Below are 17,081 nucleotides of genomic sequence, written 5' to 3'. Positions count from 1 at the left end.
GCTTGCGTTCCGTTTTTCTGGGGCGGCATTTATAGAGGATTTTAGCTGCAGCTGCAAGTTTTTACCGCCTCACGCATAGTGATGCCAAGAGCGATATGCCCGTCGCCACACGCCAGCAAAGAGTTTGCAAGCCCTAGCGCCTGAGTTACACTTACGCCCTATTTTATGCGTCAATTTAAGTGGATCCTATGTCAGCAGCGTCAGTTTCAAAGGTGGTAGTGGTTTTCAGTGGCGGACAAGACTCAACGACTTGTCTTATTCAAGCCTTAACTCAGTTTGATGAAGTCCACGGGATCACCTTCGATTATGGTCAGCGTCACCGTGAAGAAATTGAAGTTGCTAAATCCCTCGCCAAGCGCTTAAAGATCACTAGCCATAAGGTGATGGATGTGAGCTTACTCAATGAGTTAGCGATTTCTGCCCTCACCCGCGATGCCATCCCCGTATCCCACGAATTAATGGAAAATGGCTTACCCAATACCTTTGTACCAGGTCGTAATATTCTGTTTTTGACTTTGGCGGGGATCTACGCCTATCAATTAGGGGCTGAGGCGATTATTACCGGTGTCTGCGAAACTGATTTTTCGGGTTATCCCGACTGTCGCCACGACTTTGTGCGCGCGATGGAATCGGCACTGGTGCAAGGCATGGACAAAAAGCTTGAGATCATCACGCCATTAATGTGGCTCAACAAGGCCCAAACCTGGGCGCTGGCCGATAAATACCAGCAGCTCGATTTAGTTCGCCACCATACCCTGACCTGTTATAACGGCATTGTCGGCGATGGTTGCGGTGACTGTCCAGCCTGCCATCTTCGCAAACGGGGCTTAGAGGATTACCTGCAAAATAAAGCAGAGGTAATGGCCTCGCTCGACAAGGCAACTGAAACGGGTAAACCGCAGGCGTGAGACTGGTGACGTTAAAAAAACTCGGCCCCTATTGGCTGGCGCTTAGCGTCAGTCTGCTCTGCGCGCTCTTGTATGTTGGTGGGCTTTTTACCCCGAGTATAGATAACCTGCTGGCCTATCGCCGCAGCGCCATCAGTGACGGCCAGTGGTGGCGCCTGATCACAGGTAATCTGCTGCATACCAATCATTGGCACCTGCTGATGAACCTCGCGGGATTATGGGTAGTGTTGTTTTTACATCACTTTCATTATCGGCTTAGGGGCTTAACCGCGCTGTTTATTCTGCTTTGTCTGTTTGAAGGCATTGGCCTGTATCTGGGTAATCCGCAGCTATTAGGTTATGTGGGGCTGAGTGGCATGTTACACGGCCTATTCACCTTTGGTGCAGTGCAAGATATTCGCCGCAAAATGCGCTCGGGTTATTTGCTGTTGCTCGGCGTGATAGTTAAAGTCGGCCATGAACAGTTTTATGGTGCCAGTGATGATGTGACCGCCATGATTGGTGCACGCGTTGCCACCGAGGCGCATTTAGTCGGCCTGATCTGTGGCTTAGTCTGCGCACTTATGGTGTTTGTGTTCCAGCGAACGAGGGCGTGTTGACGTTTCAGGGTTATTTTTGCAGCAGTTAGGCTGGCTTTTATGCAAGGCAAAGTCCGTGCAGTGTAGTTATTCTACATAAACGGACGATAACGCAGCAGAAACGCCAGCCAAATGCTGCCCGAAGGGTTCGCCTAGCAAGCCCTTGCTCTTTGTCACTCGTCATTTGAGTAGAATAACTACACATCATTCCTCGTTTCGCGAGCATGTGCTTGCCAGAACGAACAAAATCTAATCTCGAAACGTCAACACGCCCTAGATTAGCCAAGAAAACGTCGCGCTAATACCTCCAACTTTGATTAATCCATACAATAAAATGCCGCCTCATATTGTTGTGTTGGCGGCTTTTTATTAAGTAGTGAACCTTGGTATCTGCTTGATTAACATCGCAGTCCTACGTCTAACTAGCTAAGGTATAGATTTTGTTAGGCGGTGATCAGCAACTCCCGTAAACGTTTCACTTCATCACGCAAGGCAGCTGCCTGTTCAAACTCCAAGTTACGCGCATGTTCATGCATTTGCTTCTCGAGCTTGTCGATATCATGGCTCAGCTGCGCCGCATCGGCATGATAACGTTTAGCTTTAGGTTCAGCCACTTTACCCAGTGACGCTTGGCGATAACCCTTTTCAGTGTCTCTGCCATCGTCCACATCCATCACATCGGTAATACGCTTGACCACGCCTTTTGGCACTATGCCATGCTCAAGGTTGTAGGCATGTTGTTTCTCACGGCGGCGCTCGGTTTCGCCCATCGCCTTGGCCATCGACTGGGTGATCCTATCCGCATAGAGGATAACCTTACCATTGACGTTACGCGCGGCGCGGCCAATGGTCTGAATAAGCGAGCGCTCCGAACGTAAAAAGCCTTCCTTATCCGCATCCAGAATACAGACCAAAGAAACTTCGGGCATGTCTAAGCCTTCACGCAGCAAGTTGATGCCGACCAGCACATCAAACTTACCGAGGCGCAGATCGCGGATGATCTCCACCCGCTCCACGGTATCGATGTCCGAGTGCAAATAACGCACTTTGACGCCGTGTTCATCGAGGTATTCGGTTAAATCCTCCGACATGCGTTTGGTTAAGGTGGTGACAAGCACCCGCTCATTGACGGCAACGCGCTTGGCCACCTCGGAGAGTAGATCGTCCACTTGAATGCTGACCGGGCGCACTTCCAACTCGGGATCGAGCAAACCCGTTGGCCGAACCACTTGCTCAACAATCTCGCCGCCACTCTTATCTAGTTCGTAAGGGTTTGGTGTTGCCGACACATAAATGGTCTGCGGCATCAGTTGCTCAAACTCTTCAAACTTCAGCGGCCGGTTATCAAGCGCCGAAGGTAAACGGAAGCCATACTCCACAAGCGTGGTTTTACGGGAGCGGTCCCCCTTATACATGGCACCAATTTGCGGCACAGTGACGTGGGACTCGTCGATAATCAGCAAACCATCGGCGGGTAAATAATCGAGCAAGGTCGGTGGTCCTTCACCCGGTGCACGACCCGACAAGTAGCGGGAGTAGTTTTCAATACCGGAGCAATAACCCAGCTCGACCATCATCTCGATATCGTATTGCACCCGCTCGTGGATCCGCTGCGCTTCAATCAACTTATTGTTGTCGAGCAGATACTGTTTACGCTCGCGTAGCTCTTCCTTAATTGATTCGGTCGCTTCGAGGATTTTCTCCCGCGGCGTCACATAGTGGGTTTTCGGATACACAGTGGTGCGCGCAATACGCTTCACTATCTGCCCCGTTAACGGGTCAAACTCGCTTAAACGTTCAATTTCATCGTCAAATAGCTCTACCCGAATACCGTAGCGATCCGAGTCAGCGGGGAAAATATCGATAACTTCACCACGGGCGCGGAAGGTACCACGCTGCAACTCGAGATCGTTGCGAGTATATTGCAGCTCGCTCAAGCGCTTAAGAATATCCCTCTGTCCCATGGTATCGCCCTGACGTAGGTGCAAGAGCATCTTCATGTAGGAATCGGGATCGCCAAGACCATAAATTGCCGATACAGAGGCAATCAAGACCACATCCTTACGCTCCAGCAGTGCTTTCGTGGCCGAAAGACGCATTTGCTCGATATGGGCATTCACCGATGCATCCTTTTCAATAAAGGTGTTCGATGCGGGTACGTAGGCTTCTGGCTGGTAATAGTCGTAATAGGAAACGAAGTATTCCACCGCATTATTGGGGAAAAACTCTTTCATCTCGCCATAAAGCTGCGCCGCCAGTGTCTTGTTTGGCGCCATAATAATCGTCGGGCGCCCAAGCTGGGCAATCACATTGGCGATGGTGAATGTCTTACCCGAGCCCGTCACCCCCAAAAGGGTTTGGCACGCTAGGCCAGATTCGAGGCCATCGACCAACTTGGCGATGGCCGTGGGCTGATCCCCTGCGGGGGCGAATTGGGATTCAAGCTGAAAAACAGATTCTGACACGCGAACATATCCTTGTGGTTAGTCGACTCATTCTAATCAAGTCGTCCATTAAGCTCCAGCAGTTATCCTTCTTAAACCATGAGCACACATTTGCATTAACTCAAGTGGATGACAGTTTGATGGACAGAAAGTGAAACTTTTTGACCACGAGGTTTTAATGCTCAAATTGGCGATAAAACGCCCTAAAACTCAGGAGAAATGCCAAATTAATACACAAGAGTTGACTTTCACTTGCTTACAAAATTGCAACCTAAATCGAGTCCAAAAAAGATAAGGCTTGCAATTATTATCTATTTGAAAAATATGGCTTAATATTTTTATCGCCAAAATAGTGCAAATTAAGTCCATCGCCCGCACGGCAAGGCTTTGCTGCCTATTTCAAGCCGCAACTAACAGGGTTATCCACAGAATTTGTTGATAAGTCGAAATAAGTGAGAAACCATGCGGGATTGAGGAGTATTTCACCCTAGCGTCAGCTGACGGATGGCTTTGGTAATTTAATTACATTTGATAAATGTTACTACTTGTTACAGCTGCAAGCATTCGAAAAATCTGATATATGTCCAACTGTTAGGCTTTAACCTTGGCATTGCAGCATAAAATGACAGCGTTTACCCATTCACGACGTATTAATGTGGGCAAAGCCTTTTTATAAGGCTCGTTCTCCTGATTGATCATCGCTGCAGATAGCTGCGCTAAATTAAGTCCTCTGCCAGCGCGGCGGCAAATAGTGCTTCATCCGCCGATGCAACCACAAAGAGGATTTCGGCTAAATCTTGGATTTTTTGAAAATCAGGATCATCTAAGTGCATGGATAATTCGCGGTATTGACGCAGTACATCTAAGGTCAACGGTTCCTGAAGTAAGGCTTCCGCTTGCGCTAATCGACTCATTGCCATAGTTATCACCTCTCGGGATGTTTTCAATGCCACTTATATCGTTAAAAATGGCGCCTACCTGTCGCTATAGGGATAATGTGAAGTGTCTTGGGTTATCGCTTTACCCATTGCTTTGCATCGGCGCAAAGGTCAAATTGAATGCCGCATACTCAATTCGACCACAATCGTGCCGTTTCGTTGCCACGAATTTGAACTTTATCTAGTTAAGACCGAGCTTTTAGAAATTTCAAATTAACCATTAACCCCAATAACTGCTGTCAATTTAATCAATTAAGCCTTTTGGGGATTTTTACTGGCAGATAAAAGCCAACTGAGTTTGGATGTTTACATACGCTATCTTACGAAAACATAAGTTATTTCTTCATCAAAATGCTGATTTCTACACCGCAATGCACATTAGATGAGCACTTAACAGCATAATTACACTTTTTTTAGTAACTCGAGTTGACTCATCCCACAGAGCGTTTTACTATGCGCTCCGTTCTCAACGAGTCATCGAGACGAGAGAAACGATTCCCCTGTAGTTCAGTCGGTAGAACGGCGGACTGTTAATCCGTATGTCACTGGTTCAAGTCCAGTCAGGGGAGCCAAATTTCAATCTCGATAAAAGTGAGTATGCAGTTAGGTAACTAACGATTCCCCTGTAGTTCAGTCGGTAGAACGGCGGACTGTTAATCCGTATGTCACTGGTTCAAGTCCAGTCAGGGGAGCCACTTAATTATCAAGCTGTTGCGTTAAAACGATTCCCCTGTAGTTCAGTCGGTAGAACGGCGGACTGTTAATCCGTATGTCACTGGTTCAAGTCCAGTCAGGGGAGCCACTAACGCAAGACAAGTTAAAGTCGATAGCAATATCGCATCATCTACTCCCCTGTAGTTCAGTCGGTAGAACGGCGGACTGTTAATCCGTATGTCACTGGTTCAAGTCCAGTCAGGGGAGCCACTTTCAAGATGATATCTCAAGTCGATAGAAATATCGCACCCTCTACTCCCCTGTAGTTCAGTCGGTAGAACGGCGGACTGTTAATCCGTATGTCACTGGTTCAAGTCCAGTCAGGGGAGCCACTTTCTTGCTTATCCATCCAATTTTCTAGGCTCCAATAACTCGCCATCTAGGCGTGTGTTTTCATTTCTGTTTTACGCCAAATACGGTTACACTGTAAGCAGTTTGTTAACCAAAATTCCGAGTATCATCACGCAGATAGGGATATTGACTGAGCACTCTCTTAATATTCTGTCCGCAAATACTTCACCACATTGAGAGCGGATTTTTATGGCGATGTCTAAATCATATCCCATCTTTTTATTGCTGATTTTTTTAGGGCTGTTTGGTTGGATTTATCACAACGAAATTAATCAGCTCCAAGTGCAGCAACAGCAAGAGCTCAATAACTTTAAACAGTACATGGCTAATTTTGCCCAATGGCAAGGCAATGGCGCCGAGCTTTACCAAAGTATTGCCAGTCATTATCCGCTGCAATTTTTCCAATATGTCGATGATACCGACGGACAACTTAATTTTACTCAGGGCGATCTCAACTCCCAGAGCCCTCACCCGCTAGCCGGATTGTTTGCCTTAGATTTATCCCATACGCAAAAACTGGCTGCGGGGCGTTTACAGGTTAAGTTGAGTGCCGATCAAGCGATTGAAAATGCCATCACCAGTACCCAGCAGTTGGGGATGGTATTGGTGCTGACCTATATCCTGTTGATGGTTGTTTTTATTTTGCTTATCAACAAATTAAAATCAGCTATCCGTTATGCGGCAGAGTATATCTCCCATATTCCTGACATGAATTTTTCCGCCATTGAATCTTCGAAGCTGAACGGTGAAATGGCGCCAGTGAAATTAGCCTTAGAAGACTGCCGAACTCAGCTCAAATCAAAACTGGATTTGCTCACCCAAGAAAATCAAAAATTACATAAAGCCGCCTATCAAGACCCTGTGACGGGTTTTGGCAGTCGTCCACCTTTTACCACTAAATTAGAAAGCATCAGTAACCGCAGCATCCCACAACTCGGGCTGTTAGCCATGGTCAAAGCGACTGAGCTTTCCCATGTGAACCAATTACAAGGCCGTTCTGCGGGTGATGATTATCTCGCGAGTGTTGCCAATTGCATTCGTAAGGCTTGTTCAAAATATCCCGATTCTGAGTGTTACCGAGTCTCCAGTGCCGATTTTGCGATTTTTTTACCTGACTTAGTGTTAAAAGACGGTCCTAAGTTTTTAGAACAACTTAAAGTGTTCCTCGATGAATACCAACAAATGACCAGAGCCGAATCGGTGGCGCACATTGGCTTAGTACCTTATCAACAGGGGACCGATCCCGTTAATTTGCTCTCCTTAGCGGACACCGCCGTCAGCATTGCGCAAACCTTAGGTCCTAATAGTTTCCATATTCAAGAGAAACTCAACGGCGATGAGCAGTTTGGGGATGACCGTTGGAAAGTGGCAATCAACGACTTAATCACCCGCCAAGCGTTGAAGTTTTTCCAACAGCCGATTCAACCTTGCCGCAATGATGTCGAGGTCTATCGCGAGTTACTCGCACGTTTTTACAACAACGAAGGCAAGTTTTTACCCACCACTACAGTCATCGCCATGGCCGAACGCCACGGCATGAGCACCGAATTAGATAAATTAGTGGTGATCAGCACATTAAGAATGCTTAAAGAAAATCCGACCATTAGCGGCAACTTTGGCGTCAATATCAGCGCCTTTTCGGCCCATCAAGAATTGTTTGTCGGCTGGTTAAGGGATGTGTTGAGCAAACATAAATACATCGCTTCTCGCTTAGTGTTTGAGATCAACGAATCCGGCATGCAGGCCAATTTAGGCGCCAGCTATAAGTTTGTTCGAGAAGTGCACAGTGTCGGTTCGCGAGTCTCAATTGAGCGCTTTGGGATGAGCTTTACCTCCTTCAAATTCTTCAGTGAAGTGCGCCCAGACTACATTAAGCTCGATGGCAGCTACACCTCATCAATCGATGAAGACAGCAATAATAAGTTCTTCGTGCGGATGATGGTGGATGTAGCACGACGTATCGGCATCCGAGTTATCGCCACCAGTGTCGAGCGCCAAGAGGAAAAACTGACCCTCGAAAAACTCCTCGTCGATGGTTTGCAGGGCTATTATATTGCCCAGCCACAGGCCATTACCTTAACTGACCAAATTTAAGCCAGCGCAGGGTTAATGGAGCGCGCAAATTTACAGTAAAGATAGTTAACCCTGCATTCTATATGTTGTTTATGCAAACGGAAAAGTCGATAATACGGCCAAGATCCGTTTAGACAAGTATTGAGATGAGTGAATATCTCCTGTTGTTGATCAGCACCGTACTGGTCAACAATTTCGTATTAGTGAAATTCTTAGGTTTATGTCCTTTTATGGGGGTCTCCAGTAAATTGGAGTCCGCTATTGGCATGTCCATGGCGACCACCTTTGTGTTGACCTTGGCATCCATTCTCAGTTACCTCGTCAACCAATATCTATTATTGCCCTTTGATCTCAGCTACTTGCGTACCATGAGCTTTATTCTGGTCATTGCTGTGGTGGTGCAATTTACTGAGATGGTGGTGCAAAAAACCAGTGCATCCCTACACCGAGCGCTCGGTATCTATCTGCCACTGATCACCACTAACTGTGCCGTACTGGGTGTAGCCCTGTTAAACGTGAACGAGAAACACGATTTTATTCAGTCAGCTATCTATGGTTTTGGTGCTGCGGTGGGTTTTTCCTTAGTGTTAATTCTGTTTTCCGCGATGCGCGAACGTTTAGCGGCCGCCGATGTGCCAATGCCGTTTAAGGGCGGCGCCATCGCCATGATCACCGCAGGCTTAATGTCTTTAGCCTTTATGGGATTCACAGGATTGGTTAAATAGATGTCCACCATGTTAATTGCCGTTATCTTACTGACCCTATTGGCATTGTTCTTTGGGGTATTACTCGGATTTGCCGCCTTAAAATTTAAGGTTGAAGGCAATCCCATTGTCGATGAACTCGAAGCTATCCTGCCACAAACCCAATGTGGTCAATGTGGTTATCCCGGTTGCCGTCCCTACGCCGAAGCCATTGCCAATGGCGATAAAGTCAACAAGTGTCCTCCCGGCGGCACTGCAACCATGGAAAAGCTCGCCAACTTAATGGGTGTCGAGCCAGAGCCGCTCAATGCCGAGGCTCAGTCCCAAGTCAAAAAAGTCGCCTACATTCGCGAAGATGAGTGTATCGGCTGCACTAAATGTATTCAGGCCTGTCCTGTCGATGCCATTATTGGCGCGGGCAAACTCATGCATACCGTGCTCACCGCCGACTGCACAGGCTGCGATCTCTGTGTCGAGCCCTGCCCCGTTGACTGTATCGATATGATCCCTGTGGGCCAAAATCTAAAAAACTGGAACTGGCGCTTAAACGCCATTCCCGTGACTCTTATCCAAGAAACCCCGCACGAAGAAAAGAGAGGATAAGCGGTGCTGACTTTATTAGATCAATTAGATAAAGGAACCCTTTGGCGCTCACCCGGTGGCATTCATCCGCCTGAAGTCAAATTCCTCTCCAACACCACGCCAATTAGCCAACTGCCATTAGCGCAGGAATACTTAGTGCCTGTGCCACAGGTAGGTGAGAACTGCACTCTTGCAGTCAAAGTGGGTGACAAAGTATTAAAAGGCGCGCCATTAACTCAAGGCACCTCGATTTGGCATTTGCCGGTGCATGCGCCAACCTCTGGCACTGTAATCGCCATTGAGCCAAGAGCCAGTAACCACGCCTCGGCCTTGCCGGTCAATACCTGCGTGATTGCCGCCGATGGTGAAGATCGCTGGTGTGAGTTAACGTCAGGCTCAATTGAGCTCAGTAATCATGAAATAATTGCCAAAATCCATGGAGCCGGCATTGCCGGTATGGGGGGCGCCGCCTTCCCAAGCCATATCAAGCTTAATCCCGTCAGTGAAATCGAATTAGTGATTATCAACGGCGTGGAGTGTGAGCCTTATATCAGCGCCGACGATCGCTTAATGCGCGAATACAGCCAAGACATTCTGGCGGGGATTGGGATTATCCATCGCCTCCTAGCGCCCAAGCGCATTGTGATTGCGATTGAAGACAACAAGCCTGAAGCGATTAAAGCCATGCAACAGGCGGTGAGCCAATCCACGCTTCCAGCGGGCAGCACGCGGGTGACGGCTATCCCAACCAAGTATCCTTCTGGCGGTGAAAAGCAGCTTATTCAAATCATCACGGGGCGTGAAGTGCCCTCAGGCTCCATCCCCGCTAAGCTTGGCATTGTCGTGCATAACGTGGGGACCGCGTTTGCGATTCGCCAAGCCGTGACTCAAGGTAAACCACTGATTGAACGTGTGGTGACAGTTACCGGCCAAAATGTGGGTAAGCCCGGCAACTATTGGTTACCCATAGGCACGCCCGTTGAGCATGTGCTCAAACACACTGAATTTAACGCCGAAGCCGATCAAAAAGTGATTATTGGCGGCCCTATGATGGGCCATGCGTTACCAACCATCCAAGTGCCTATTTTAAAAGGCACAAACTGTATTTTGGTGCCCAGTAGTCAAGAGATTGGAACCACGCCAGAGGAAAAGGCCTGTATCCGCTGCGGCGAATGTGCCAATGCTTGCCCTGCACTCCTGCTACCACAACAACTGTTTTGGCATGCAAAAGCCGAAGAATATGACAAGGCGGCCAGCTACAACCTTAAAGACTGTATCGAATGTGGTTGCTGTAGTTATGTGTGCCCCAGTGATATCCCACTGGTGGAATACTACCGCATCGCTAAATCGGCGCTAAAACAAGCCGCCGATGAAAAGCATCAAGCCGAGCGCGCCAAACAGCGCTTCGAGGCGCGTATTCAACGCCTCGAGGAAGAAAAACTCGCCCGCGAAGCCAAGGCTAAAGAAGCCGCTGCGCGTCGCCAAGCGACCATGACCTCAACGGACAAAAATGCCGTCGCCGAAGCCATGGCGCGGATTGCGGCCAAAAAAGCGGCTGCTGCAGAAACCACAGCGGATAACGCTCCGGTCGAGGTCGTTGCGGCTGATGCAAGCAGCACTGAGGCGCCTCAGGGTAAGGCGGCCGTTGCCGCCGCGATTGCTCGAGCTAAAGCCAAGAAAGCCGCCGCTGCGGCTCAAGGTGCTGATGATGCAGAATCCTCTCAACAAGCAGTCTCTTCTGAGCAAACAGCTTCTTCTGAACCAAGCGAGCCAACTGAGCAAACCGCGTCTTTATCGCAAAAAGATAAAGTCGCCGCTGCAATCGCTCGCGCCAAAGCGAAAAAAGCGGCATTAAAAGCCGACTCAGATGCCAATGGCGACACTGACATCGCGACAGACAACACAGATAAGCCAGCAACAGAAACGACGGCTAACGCAGAAGTGGATGACAAAAAAGCCAAAGTTGCTGCCGCTGTTGCCCGTGCAAAAGCCAAAAAGGCCGCCGCGCAGCAAGCTGAATCGAGTGAGGTTACCGAGGTTCAGTCCAAGCTAGCCGCAGACGCTAAGCCAGAATCAGAGTCAAGCTCTATTCCAAGCGCGCCACTCAGTCCCGAAGATGAGAAAAAGGCCAAAGTCGCTGCTGCGGTTGCTCGTGCGAAAGCCAAAAAAGCTGCCTCGCAGCAGGCTGAATCGAGTGATGTTGCCGAAGTTCAGCCCGAGTTAGCAGCAGATGCTAAGCCTGAATTGACCAATGAGCCAGACTCTGAATCAGATAGTAAATCAAGCTTAGATGCTGAACCAAACGCGCCACTCAGTCCCGAGGATGAGAAAAAGGCCAAAGTCGCAGCCGCCGTTGCCCGCGCGAAAGCCAAAAAGTCCGCCGCGCAGCAGGCTGAATCGAGTGATGTTGCCGAAGTTCAGCCCGAGTTAGTCGCAGATGCTAAGCCAGAGTCAGACGATGAATCTGGTAATGAATCAGACTCCGCTACTGATCTAAGCGCACCACTCAGTCCCGAAGCTGAGAAAAAGGCCAAGGTCGCTGCAGCCGTTGCTCGTGCGAAAGCCAAAAAAGCGGCCAGAGAAGCGAATGCGACCAGCGATGCAAATGAATAGCGCTGCAGGTTTTAACCTCGGAGCATTTAAAATTATTAGCTTAAAAATCAGTGACTCAAGATTAGATAAAAGGGATCACAATGGCGTTTAAAATAGCCTCATCACCCCATGTTACCCGTAATTTACATACTTCAACGGTTATGCAAAGGGTCATTTTATGCTTGTTACCCGGCCTTGTGGTGCAATGCGCCTTTTTCGGCTGGGGCACGCTTATTCAAGTGTTACTGGCGATTATTGTTGCCCTGAGCTGTGAAGCCGCGGTGATGAAACTGCGTAACCGCAGCATTAAAGCGAGTCTAAGCGATAACAGCGCCATGTTAACGGCGATCTTAATCGGGGTTGCGATCCCGCCGCTGGCGCCTTGGTGGATGATTGTCATGGGTACAGCCTTTGCGATTGTTATCGTTAAGCACCTCTACGGTGGCCTAGGCCATAACCTGTTCAACCCCGCGATGGCCGCCTATGTGTTGCTGCTGGTTTCCTTCCCTGTGCAGATGACCAGCTGGATTGCACCAAGTACGGTTGCGCTTAATACCCCAAGTGTGGTCGATAGCTTGCAATTGATCTTCAATGTCGGCGCCCATGGTGGCATGGAGCAATTCCGTCTCGGCATCGATGGGATCAGTATGGCGACACCGCTCGATACTCTCAAAACCGATCTGTCTTTAGGGCTGACCACTACCGAGAGTATGGCCAAAAGCATATTCGATGGTGGCACTGGCGTAGGTTGGTTTTGGGTCAATTTAGCTTATCTTGCTGGCGGTTTAGTGCTACTTAAATTAAAAGCCATCCGTTGGCATATCAGCACCGGCGTGTTGGTGGGATTATTTGTGGCATCGAGCATCGGCTATTTATTATCGCCCGATACTCAGGCAAGCCCGCTGTTTCATTTATTCTCGGGCGCGACCATGCTCGCCGCCTTCTTTATCGCGACCGATCCTGTCACCGCGGCGACCAGTCCACGCGGCCGTTTGATTTTCGGTGCATTAATCGGTGTCTTGGTCTATGTCATTCGAACCCAAGGTGGCTACCCCGATGCGTTCGCCTTTGCTGTGCTGCTCGCAAACCTGTGCGCGCCATTTATTGACTACTATGTGCGTCCACGCACCTATGGTCACTCTGCGGGCTAAGCCTGTGGCATAAAAGAATCAAGCGAGCTTGAACAAAGATTCTTGAGGAATAAAAGTGAATAATCCAATGATTAAAAATGGTCTGCTACTTGCCCTATTTGCCCTGCTCTGCACGGGCTTAGTGGCAGTGGTTAATCAACAGACCTTAGACAAAATTAAGCAGCAAGAGCAACAGGAATTGATGCGCGTGCTGCATCAGCTCATCCCTGATGAGCTCCACGACAATGAGCTGACCGCGCAATGTACCCTGTTGCAGGATAGAGAGGCACTCGGCACCGATGATGCCATGCCCGCCTATATCGCCACTGCTGCAGGTAAGCCCGTTGCTATCGCCCTCGAAGCCATTGCCCCCGATGGTTACAACGGTAATATTAAGCTGATTGTGGGTATCAACACCCAAGGTGAAGTGTTAGGCGTACGCACACTTGCCCACCAAGAAACACCCGGACTTGGGGATAAAATCGATTTACGTAAATCTGATTGGGTCACCAAATTTGTAGGAAAAGTGCTGACATCTGAAGATGATAAGCAATGGCAAGTGCAAAAAGACGGGGGTGACTTTGACCAATTCACCGGCGCAACAATCACACCACGCGCCTATGTGAAAGCCGTTAAACGCGCTGTATGGTACTTTACTCAGCATCAAGCAGAGATTTTCAGCCAACCACTGAATTGTGAGGCCAACCATGACTAATTATCGCGAAATAGCCTGGCAAGGACTGTGGAAAAACAACCCCGGCTTGGTGCAACTGCTGGGGTTATGTCCACTGCTGGCCGTAACTGCCACCCTCACCAATGCCCTCGGGCTTGGGGTCGCCACTATGTTAGTACTTATTGGTTCAAACATTTTAGTCTCGTTGGTACGTGACTATGTGCCCAAGGAAATCCGTATCCCCGTGTTTGTGATGATCATTGCGGCGCTGGTAACCGCGGTGCAGCTGCTGATCAACGCCTACGCCTATGGCCTGTATTTGTCCTTAGGGATCTTCTTACCGCTGATTGTGACTAACTGCATTATCATTGGCCGCGCCGAAGCGTTTGCCTCCCGTAATAATGCCTTTAGCGCCGCCTTCGATGGACTGATGATGGGACTTGGCTTTACCTTAGTCTTAGCAGTCCTTGGCGCAACGCGGGAAATTCTCGGCCAAGGCACCCTGTTTGATGGCGCAGACCAACTGCTCGGCCCATGGGCAAAAGCCTTAACTATTCAGGTATGGCAAGTCGATACCCCCTTCCTGCTGGCGATGTTACCGCCAGGCGCCTTTATTGTGATGGGCCTACTTATCGCCCTGAAAAACGTTATCGATAAAAAGCTTAAAGAGCGTCAACCCGAAGCGGCAGTGCAGCCAAGCGTAACACGGGCACGGATCACCAAAGTGAGTTAAGCCCTTATTGAGATAACAGCTTAAGTAGTGGGTTTAGCGTTAAACCCACTACTTACAAGGACCACTATGAATCAAGAAAAACGCATCCAAATCCTCACCCGCCTTCGCGAAAACAATCCCAAACCCGAAACCGAGCTGAATTTCTCTAGTCCCTTTGAATTACTGGTGGCGGTGACTTTGTCGGCACAGGCAACCGATGTGAGCGTGAATAAGGCGACCGACAAACTGTTTCCAGTCGCCAATACCGCCCACAGCATTTATGCCTTAGGCGTGGATGGATTAAAGGAATATATCAAGACGATTGGCCTGTATAACAACAAGGCCATCAATGTGATTAAAGCCTGTGAGATCTTGATTGAAAAATACAACGGCGAAGTCCCAGAGGACAGAGAAGCGCTAGAGTCGCTTCCAGGTGTAGGCCGTAAAACCGCTAACGTGGTGCTCAATACCGCCTTTGGCTGGCCGACCATCGCCGTCGACACCCATATCTTTCGCATGGCAAACCGCACTAAATTCGCCCCCGGTAAAAACGTGGTCGAAGTCGAGGAGCGCATGTTGAAGGTCGTTCCCGCCGAATTTAAAGTCGATGTGCATCACTGGTTTATTCTGCATGGCCGCTATACCTGTCTTGCCCGCAAACCCCGCTGTGGCAGCTGCATTATTGAGGACCTTTGCGAATTTAAAGAAAAGGTCTACCCCGAAGAATAAAAAGCCACAAGGCTGTTGTTCATGAGCGGATAGCGGACATCATATGGTCCGCTTCTTAATGCTGCAAATTACTCTAGTAAATTTAATTTTTTACCAAGTTTTTGCTGTAAGAAATCTATGAAAACCCGAACTTTTGCGGGCAATAGTCTGGTTTCAGTCAATGCGTAAACGGGTAAAGTCGCACCTGTCCATCCAGGTAATATTTCGACCAATTTCCCTTGGGCTAATTCTTCTGTTACCGAGGTTTGCGGCAATAGAATAATGCCGTGATTTAACGTTGCTAAACGTTTCATCATGCCCACGTTGTTGGCCCGATAGCGACCGCCAAATTCAGCCCGAATGTCTTGTTGCCCATTTCTCAAATCCCAATGACTTGTCTTTGGAAAGGCTATGCCGTCATGCCCGATGAGTTCCGATGGATGTTTTGGCTGACCGCATCGTTCAAGGTAAGCAGGTGACGCAAACAATTGACTGGTAAAACTGGTAATTTTTCTGGCGATTAGTGTTGAATCCGGCGGTTGCCCCATACGGATGGCTAAGTCTATATGCTCTGAAATCAGGTCTGCATTACGCGGCGTCATGTCAAATTCGATGTGAATGCCCGGGTAAATTGCACCGAATTCTTCAAGCAAGGGCGCGATGTAGATGATAGCAAAGTCGACAGGAACGGACGCTCTGATTGTCCCGGTGGGGTGTTCAAGCATTTCACCAAGTTGTTCGTGGGCTAAATTGGCTTCGTCGACAATACGTTTACAGCGCTGGAAGTAGAGTAATCCGGCTTCTGTCAGATCCACTTTTCGGGTGGTGCGATGCAATAAGCGCAATCCAACTTCTTTTTCTAAATGACTTATTCTGCGGGAAAGCGTTGAGCTCGGCATGTCTAAAGCGTCCGCCGCCTTGCGAAAACTCATCACTTTGCACACTTCTACGAATAACGCCATGTCTCTCAATATGTCCAATCAGATTGCTCCACTAATGCATCAATCAATTCCATTTTAACTTATTTATCCCAAATATCTATCGATTAATAATGACACTCAACCAAGAGGTGGCATTAAAGCAGAGGCACATTAGCGTGAAAATTAATAAACAGTTCAGTGCAATCCGTATGGGCGATGTTCGTACTGAGTTGAAAGGTAAGCAAGTCGTCATTGTCGGTGGTACCGGCGGTTTAGGGCGTACACTTGCGCAAAACATGGCTAAACATGGTGCTGATGTTCTGGTAGTAGGAAGAACATTTCGCGATCAAGCCCACCTAGGTATTCGCTTTTTGCAAGCGGACTTAAGTTCGATGCGGGAAGCTGAGCGCGTAGCAACCATTATCCCTGCCGAAACACTGGATATGTTGATTTTTACCACCGGAATTTTTGCTGCACCTAAACGGCAAGAAACTGCGGAAGGGCTGGAGATGGACATGGCGACCAGTTACCTCAATCGCCTGCTCATGCTTGATAACATCATGCCTCGCTTAGGCAAGCAAACCCATCAAAAACCCCGGGTATTTGTGATGGGGTATCCAGGTTCAGGTAGCCCAGGCGTGCTGGGCGATTTGAATGCAGAGCAAAGCTACAAAACCATGCAAGTGCATATGAACACGGTCGCCGGCAATGAAATGCTGGTCCTTGATAATCATCATCGCTTCCAAAATTTTTCGATATTTGGCCTGAATCCAGGTTTAGTTAAAACCGATATCCGCAGTAATTTCCTCGGTGGGAACCGGGTGATTTTCAATCTGCTGGAAACGCTGATCGGTTGGTTTACCCCGACACCGGAGCAATACGCCCAAGGCATTACGCCGTTACTGATTGCGCCTGAATTAGACCAATATTCCGGCACTTTATTTAACCAAAAATCTCAGGCACTGCTGCCGACCAAAGGCATCAATGCGGACGACCATATGCAGGCTTATTTACTTCAATCCCGCTACTTAATCGCAAAGGCATTGGCTTAATT

The 17,081-nt window shown here is 48.6% G+C and carries 14 protein-coding genes and 5 tRNA genes; 16 read left to right on the top strand and 3 right to left on the bottom strand.

Annotated elements, in window-relative coordinates; genetic code table 11:
• The first annotated feature begins 188 nt into the window (after window positions 1-188).
• Window positions 189-908 carry a 7-cyano-7-deazaguanine synthase QueC gene (queC, locus tag M0415_RS04515; protein ID WP_023267229.1) on the top strand — a complete coding sequence of 240 codons (720 nt, stop codon included), beginning with the start codon at window positions 189-191 and terminating at the stop codon, window positions 906-908.
• Window positions 905-1,507 (top strand): rhombosortase, encoded by a 603-nt coding sequence (gene rrtA / locus M0415_RS04510; RefSeq protein ID WP_249555370.1) that lies wholly within the window; start codon window positions 905-907, stop codon window positions 1,505-1,507. Before queC ends, rrtA begins: the two co-directional genes overlap by 4 nt.
• 422 nt (window positions 1,508-1,929) lie before the next feature.
• Here rrtA and uvrB read toward each other — a convergent pair whose 3' ends face one another.
• Entirely contained in the window at window positions 1,930-3,951 is a 2,022-nt protein-coding gene (gene uvrB, locus M0415_RS04505) for an excinuclease ABC subunit UvrB (RefSeq protein WP_249555372.1), read from the bottom strand.
• Window positions 3,952-4,646: 695 nt separating this feature from the next.
• Entirely contained in the window at window positions 4,647-4,850 is a 204-nt protein-coding gene (locus M0415_RS04500) for a hypothetical protein (RefSeq protein WP_041412641.1), read from the bottom strand.
• Between the two features lie 514 nt (window positions 4,851-5,364).
• Here M0415_RS04500 and M0415_RS04495 point away from each other — a divergent pair.
• The 13 genes from M0415_RS04495 (at window position 5,365) to nth (ending at window position 15,128) form a co-directional block, all read left to right on the top strand.
• Window positions 5,365-5,440 (top strand) — tRNA-Asn (locus M0415_RS04495).
• Between the two features lie 47 nt (window positions 5,441-5,487).
• A tRNA-Asn gene (locus tag M0415_RS04490) sits at window positions 5,488-5,563 on the top strand.
• 31 nt (window positions 5,564-5,594) lie between these two features.
• A tRNA-Asn gene (locus M0415_RS04485) sits at window positions 5,595-5,670 on the top strand.
• 46 nt (window positions 5,671-5,716) lie between these two features.
• Window positions 5,717-5,792 (top strand) — tRNA-Asn (locus M0415_RS04480).
• Between the two features lie 46 nt (window positions 5,793-5,838).
• Window positions 5,839-5,914, top strand: a tRNA-Asn gene (locus tag M0415_RS04475).
• 208 nt (window positions 5,915-6,122) lie between these two features.
• The gene (locus M0415_RS04470; RefSeq protein WP_249555374.1) at window positions 6,123-8,027 is read left to right on the top strand and encodes an EAL domain-containing protein; all 1,905 of its coding nucleotides are present in this window, start codon (window positions 6,123-6,125) and stop codon (window positions 8,025-8,027) included.
• Between the two features lie 125 nt (window positions 8,028-8,152).
• The gene (gene rsxA, locus M0415_RS04465) at window positions 8,153-8,731 is read left to right on the top strand and encodes an electron transport complex subunit RsxA (RefSeq protein WP_011717121.1); all 579 of its coding nucleotides are present in this window, start codon (window positions 8,153-8,155) and stop codon (window positions 8,729-8,731) included.
• Window positions 8,732-9,313: an electron transport complex subunit RsxB gene (gene rsxB, locus M0415_RS04460; RefSeq protein WP_011717122.1), complete on the top strand. Its 582-nt coding sequence runs from the start codon at window positions 8,732-8,734 to the stop codon at window positions 9,311-9,313. It abuts the gene before it with no gap.
• A 3-nt stretch (window positions 9,314-9,316) separates the two neighbouring features.
• Window positions 9,317-11,905: an electron transport complex subunit RsxC gene (gene rsxC / locus M0415_RS04455; RefSeq protein WP_249555376.1), complete on the top strand. Its 2,589-nt coding sequence runs from the start codon at window positions 9,317-9,319 to the stop codon at window positions 11,903-11,905.
• A gap of 80 nt (window positions 11,906-11,985) precedes the next feature.
• Complete coding sequence (rsxD, locus tag M0415_RS04450) at window positions 11,986-13,035, top strand: electron transport complex subunit RsxD (protein WP_249555378.1); 1,050 nt, start codon at window positions 11,986-11,988, stop codon at window positions 13,033-13,035.
• Window positions 13,036-13,090: 55 nt separating this feature from the next.
• Entirely contained in the window at window positions 13,091-13,729 is a 639-nt protein-coding gene (gene rsxG / locus M0415_RS04445) for an electron transport complex subunit RsxG (RefSeq protein ID WP_249555379.1), read from the top strand.
• Window positions 13,722-14,420 carry an electron transport complex subunit E gene (locus M0415_RS04440; protein WP_011622832.1) on the top strand — a complete coding sequence of 233 codons (699 nt, stop codon included), beginning with the start codon at window positions 13,722-13,724 and terminating at the stop codon, window positions 14,418-14,420. The genes rsxG and M0415_RS04440 overlap by 8 nt, the downstream gene beginning before the upstream one ends.
• Before the next feature lie 66 nt (window positions 14,421-14,486).
• Window positions 14,487-15,128 (top strand): endonuclease III, encoded by a 642-nt coding sequence (gene nth / locus M0415_RS04435; protein ID WP_011626118.1) that lies wholly within the window; start codon window positions 14,487-14,489, stop codon window positions 15,126-15,128.
• Between the two features lie 68 nt (window positions 15,129-15,196).
• On the opposite strand, the gene M0415_RS04430 is transcribed toward nth, so the two are convergent.
• A complete protein-coding gene (locus M0415_RS04430) occupies window positions 15,197-16,069 on the bottom strand; it encodes a LysR family transcriptional regulator (RefSeq protein ID WP_249555381.1) in 873 nt (290 codons plus the stop codon).
• Window positions 16,070-16,203: 134 nt separating this feature from the next.
• Here M0415_RS04430 and M0415_RS04425 point away from each other — a divergent pair, with 134 nt between their 5' ends.
• Window positions 16,204-17,079: an SDR family NAD(P)-dependent oxidoreductase gene (locus M0415_RS04425; RefSeq protein ID WP_249555383.1), complete on the top strand. Its 876-nt coding sequence runs from the start codon at window positions 16,204-16,206 to the stop codon at window positions 17,077-17,079.
• Window positions 17,080-17,081: the final 2 nt, after the last annotated feature.

This window comes from Shewanella sp. 10B, assembly GCF_023475885.1.
GTDB lineage: Bacteria > Pseudomonadota > Gammaproteobacteria > Enterobacterales > Shewanellaceae > Shewanella > Shewanella mangrovisoli.
The sequence above is the reverse complement of the archived record's forward strand: the minus strand, read 5'-3'. Positions and strand labels throughout refer to the sequence as shown.

What these genes read in the sequence shown, in the direction of transcription:
- queC (WP_023267229.1), top strand. Translation starts at nt 189, where the DNA reads ATGTCAGCAGCGTCAGTTTCAAAGGTGGTAGTGGTTTTCAGTGGCGGA.
- M0415_RS04500 (WP_041412641.1), bottom strand. Translation starts at nt 4,850, where the DNA reads ATGGCAATGAGTCGATTAGCGCAAGCGGAAGCCTTACTTCAGGAACCG.
- M0415_RS04470 (WP_249555374.1), top strand. Translation starts at nt 6,123, where the DNA reads ATGGCGATGTCTAAATCATATCCCATCTTTTTATTGCTGATTTTTTTA.
- rsxA (WP_011717121.1), top strand. Translation starts at nt 8,153, where the DNA reads ATGAGTGAATATCTCCTGTTGTTGATCAGCACCGTACTGGTCAACAAT.
- rsxB (WP_011717122.1), top strand. Translation starts at nt 8,732, where the DNA reads ATGTCCACCATGTTAATTGCCGTTATCTTACTGACCCTATTGGCATTG.
- rsxD (WP_249555378.1), top strand. Translation starts at nt 11,986, where the DNA reads ATGGCGTTTAAAATAGCCTCATCACCCCATGTTACCCGTAATTTACAT.
- M0415_RS04440 (WP_011622832.1), top strand. Translation starts at nt 13,722, where the DNA reads ATGACTAATTATCGCGAAATAGCCTGGCAAGGACTGTGGAAAAACAAC.
- nth (WP_011626118.1), top strand. Translation starts at nt 14,487, where the DNA reads ATGAATCAAGAAAAACGCATCCAAATCCTCACCCGCCTTCGCGAAAAC.
- M0415_RS04430 (WP_249555381.1), bottom strand. Translation starts at nt 16,069, where the DNA reads ATGGCGTTATTCGTAGAAGTGTGCAAAGTGATGAGTTTTCGCAAGGCG.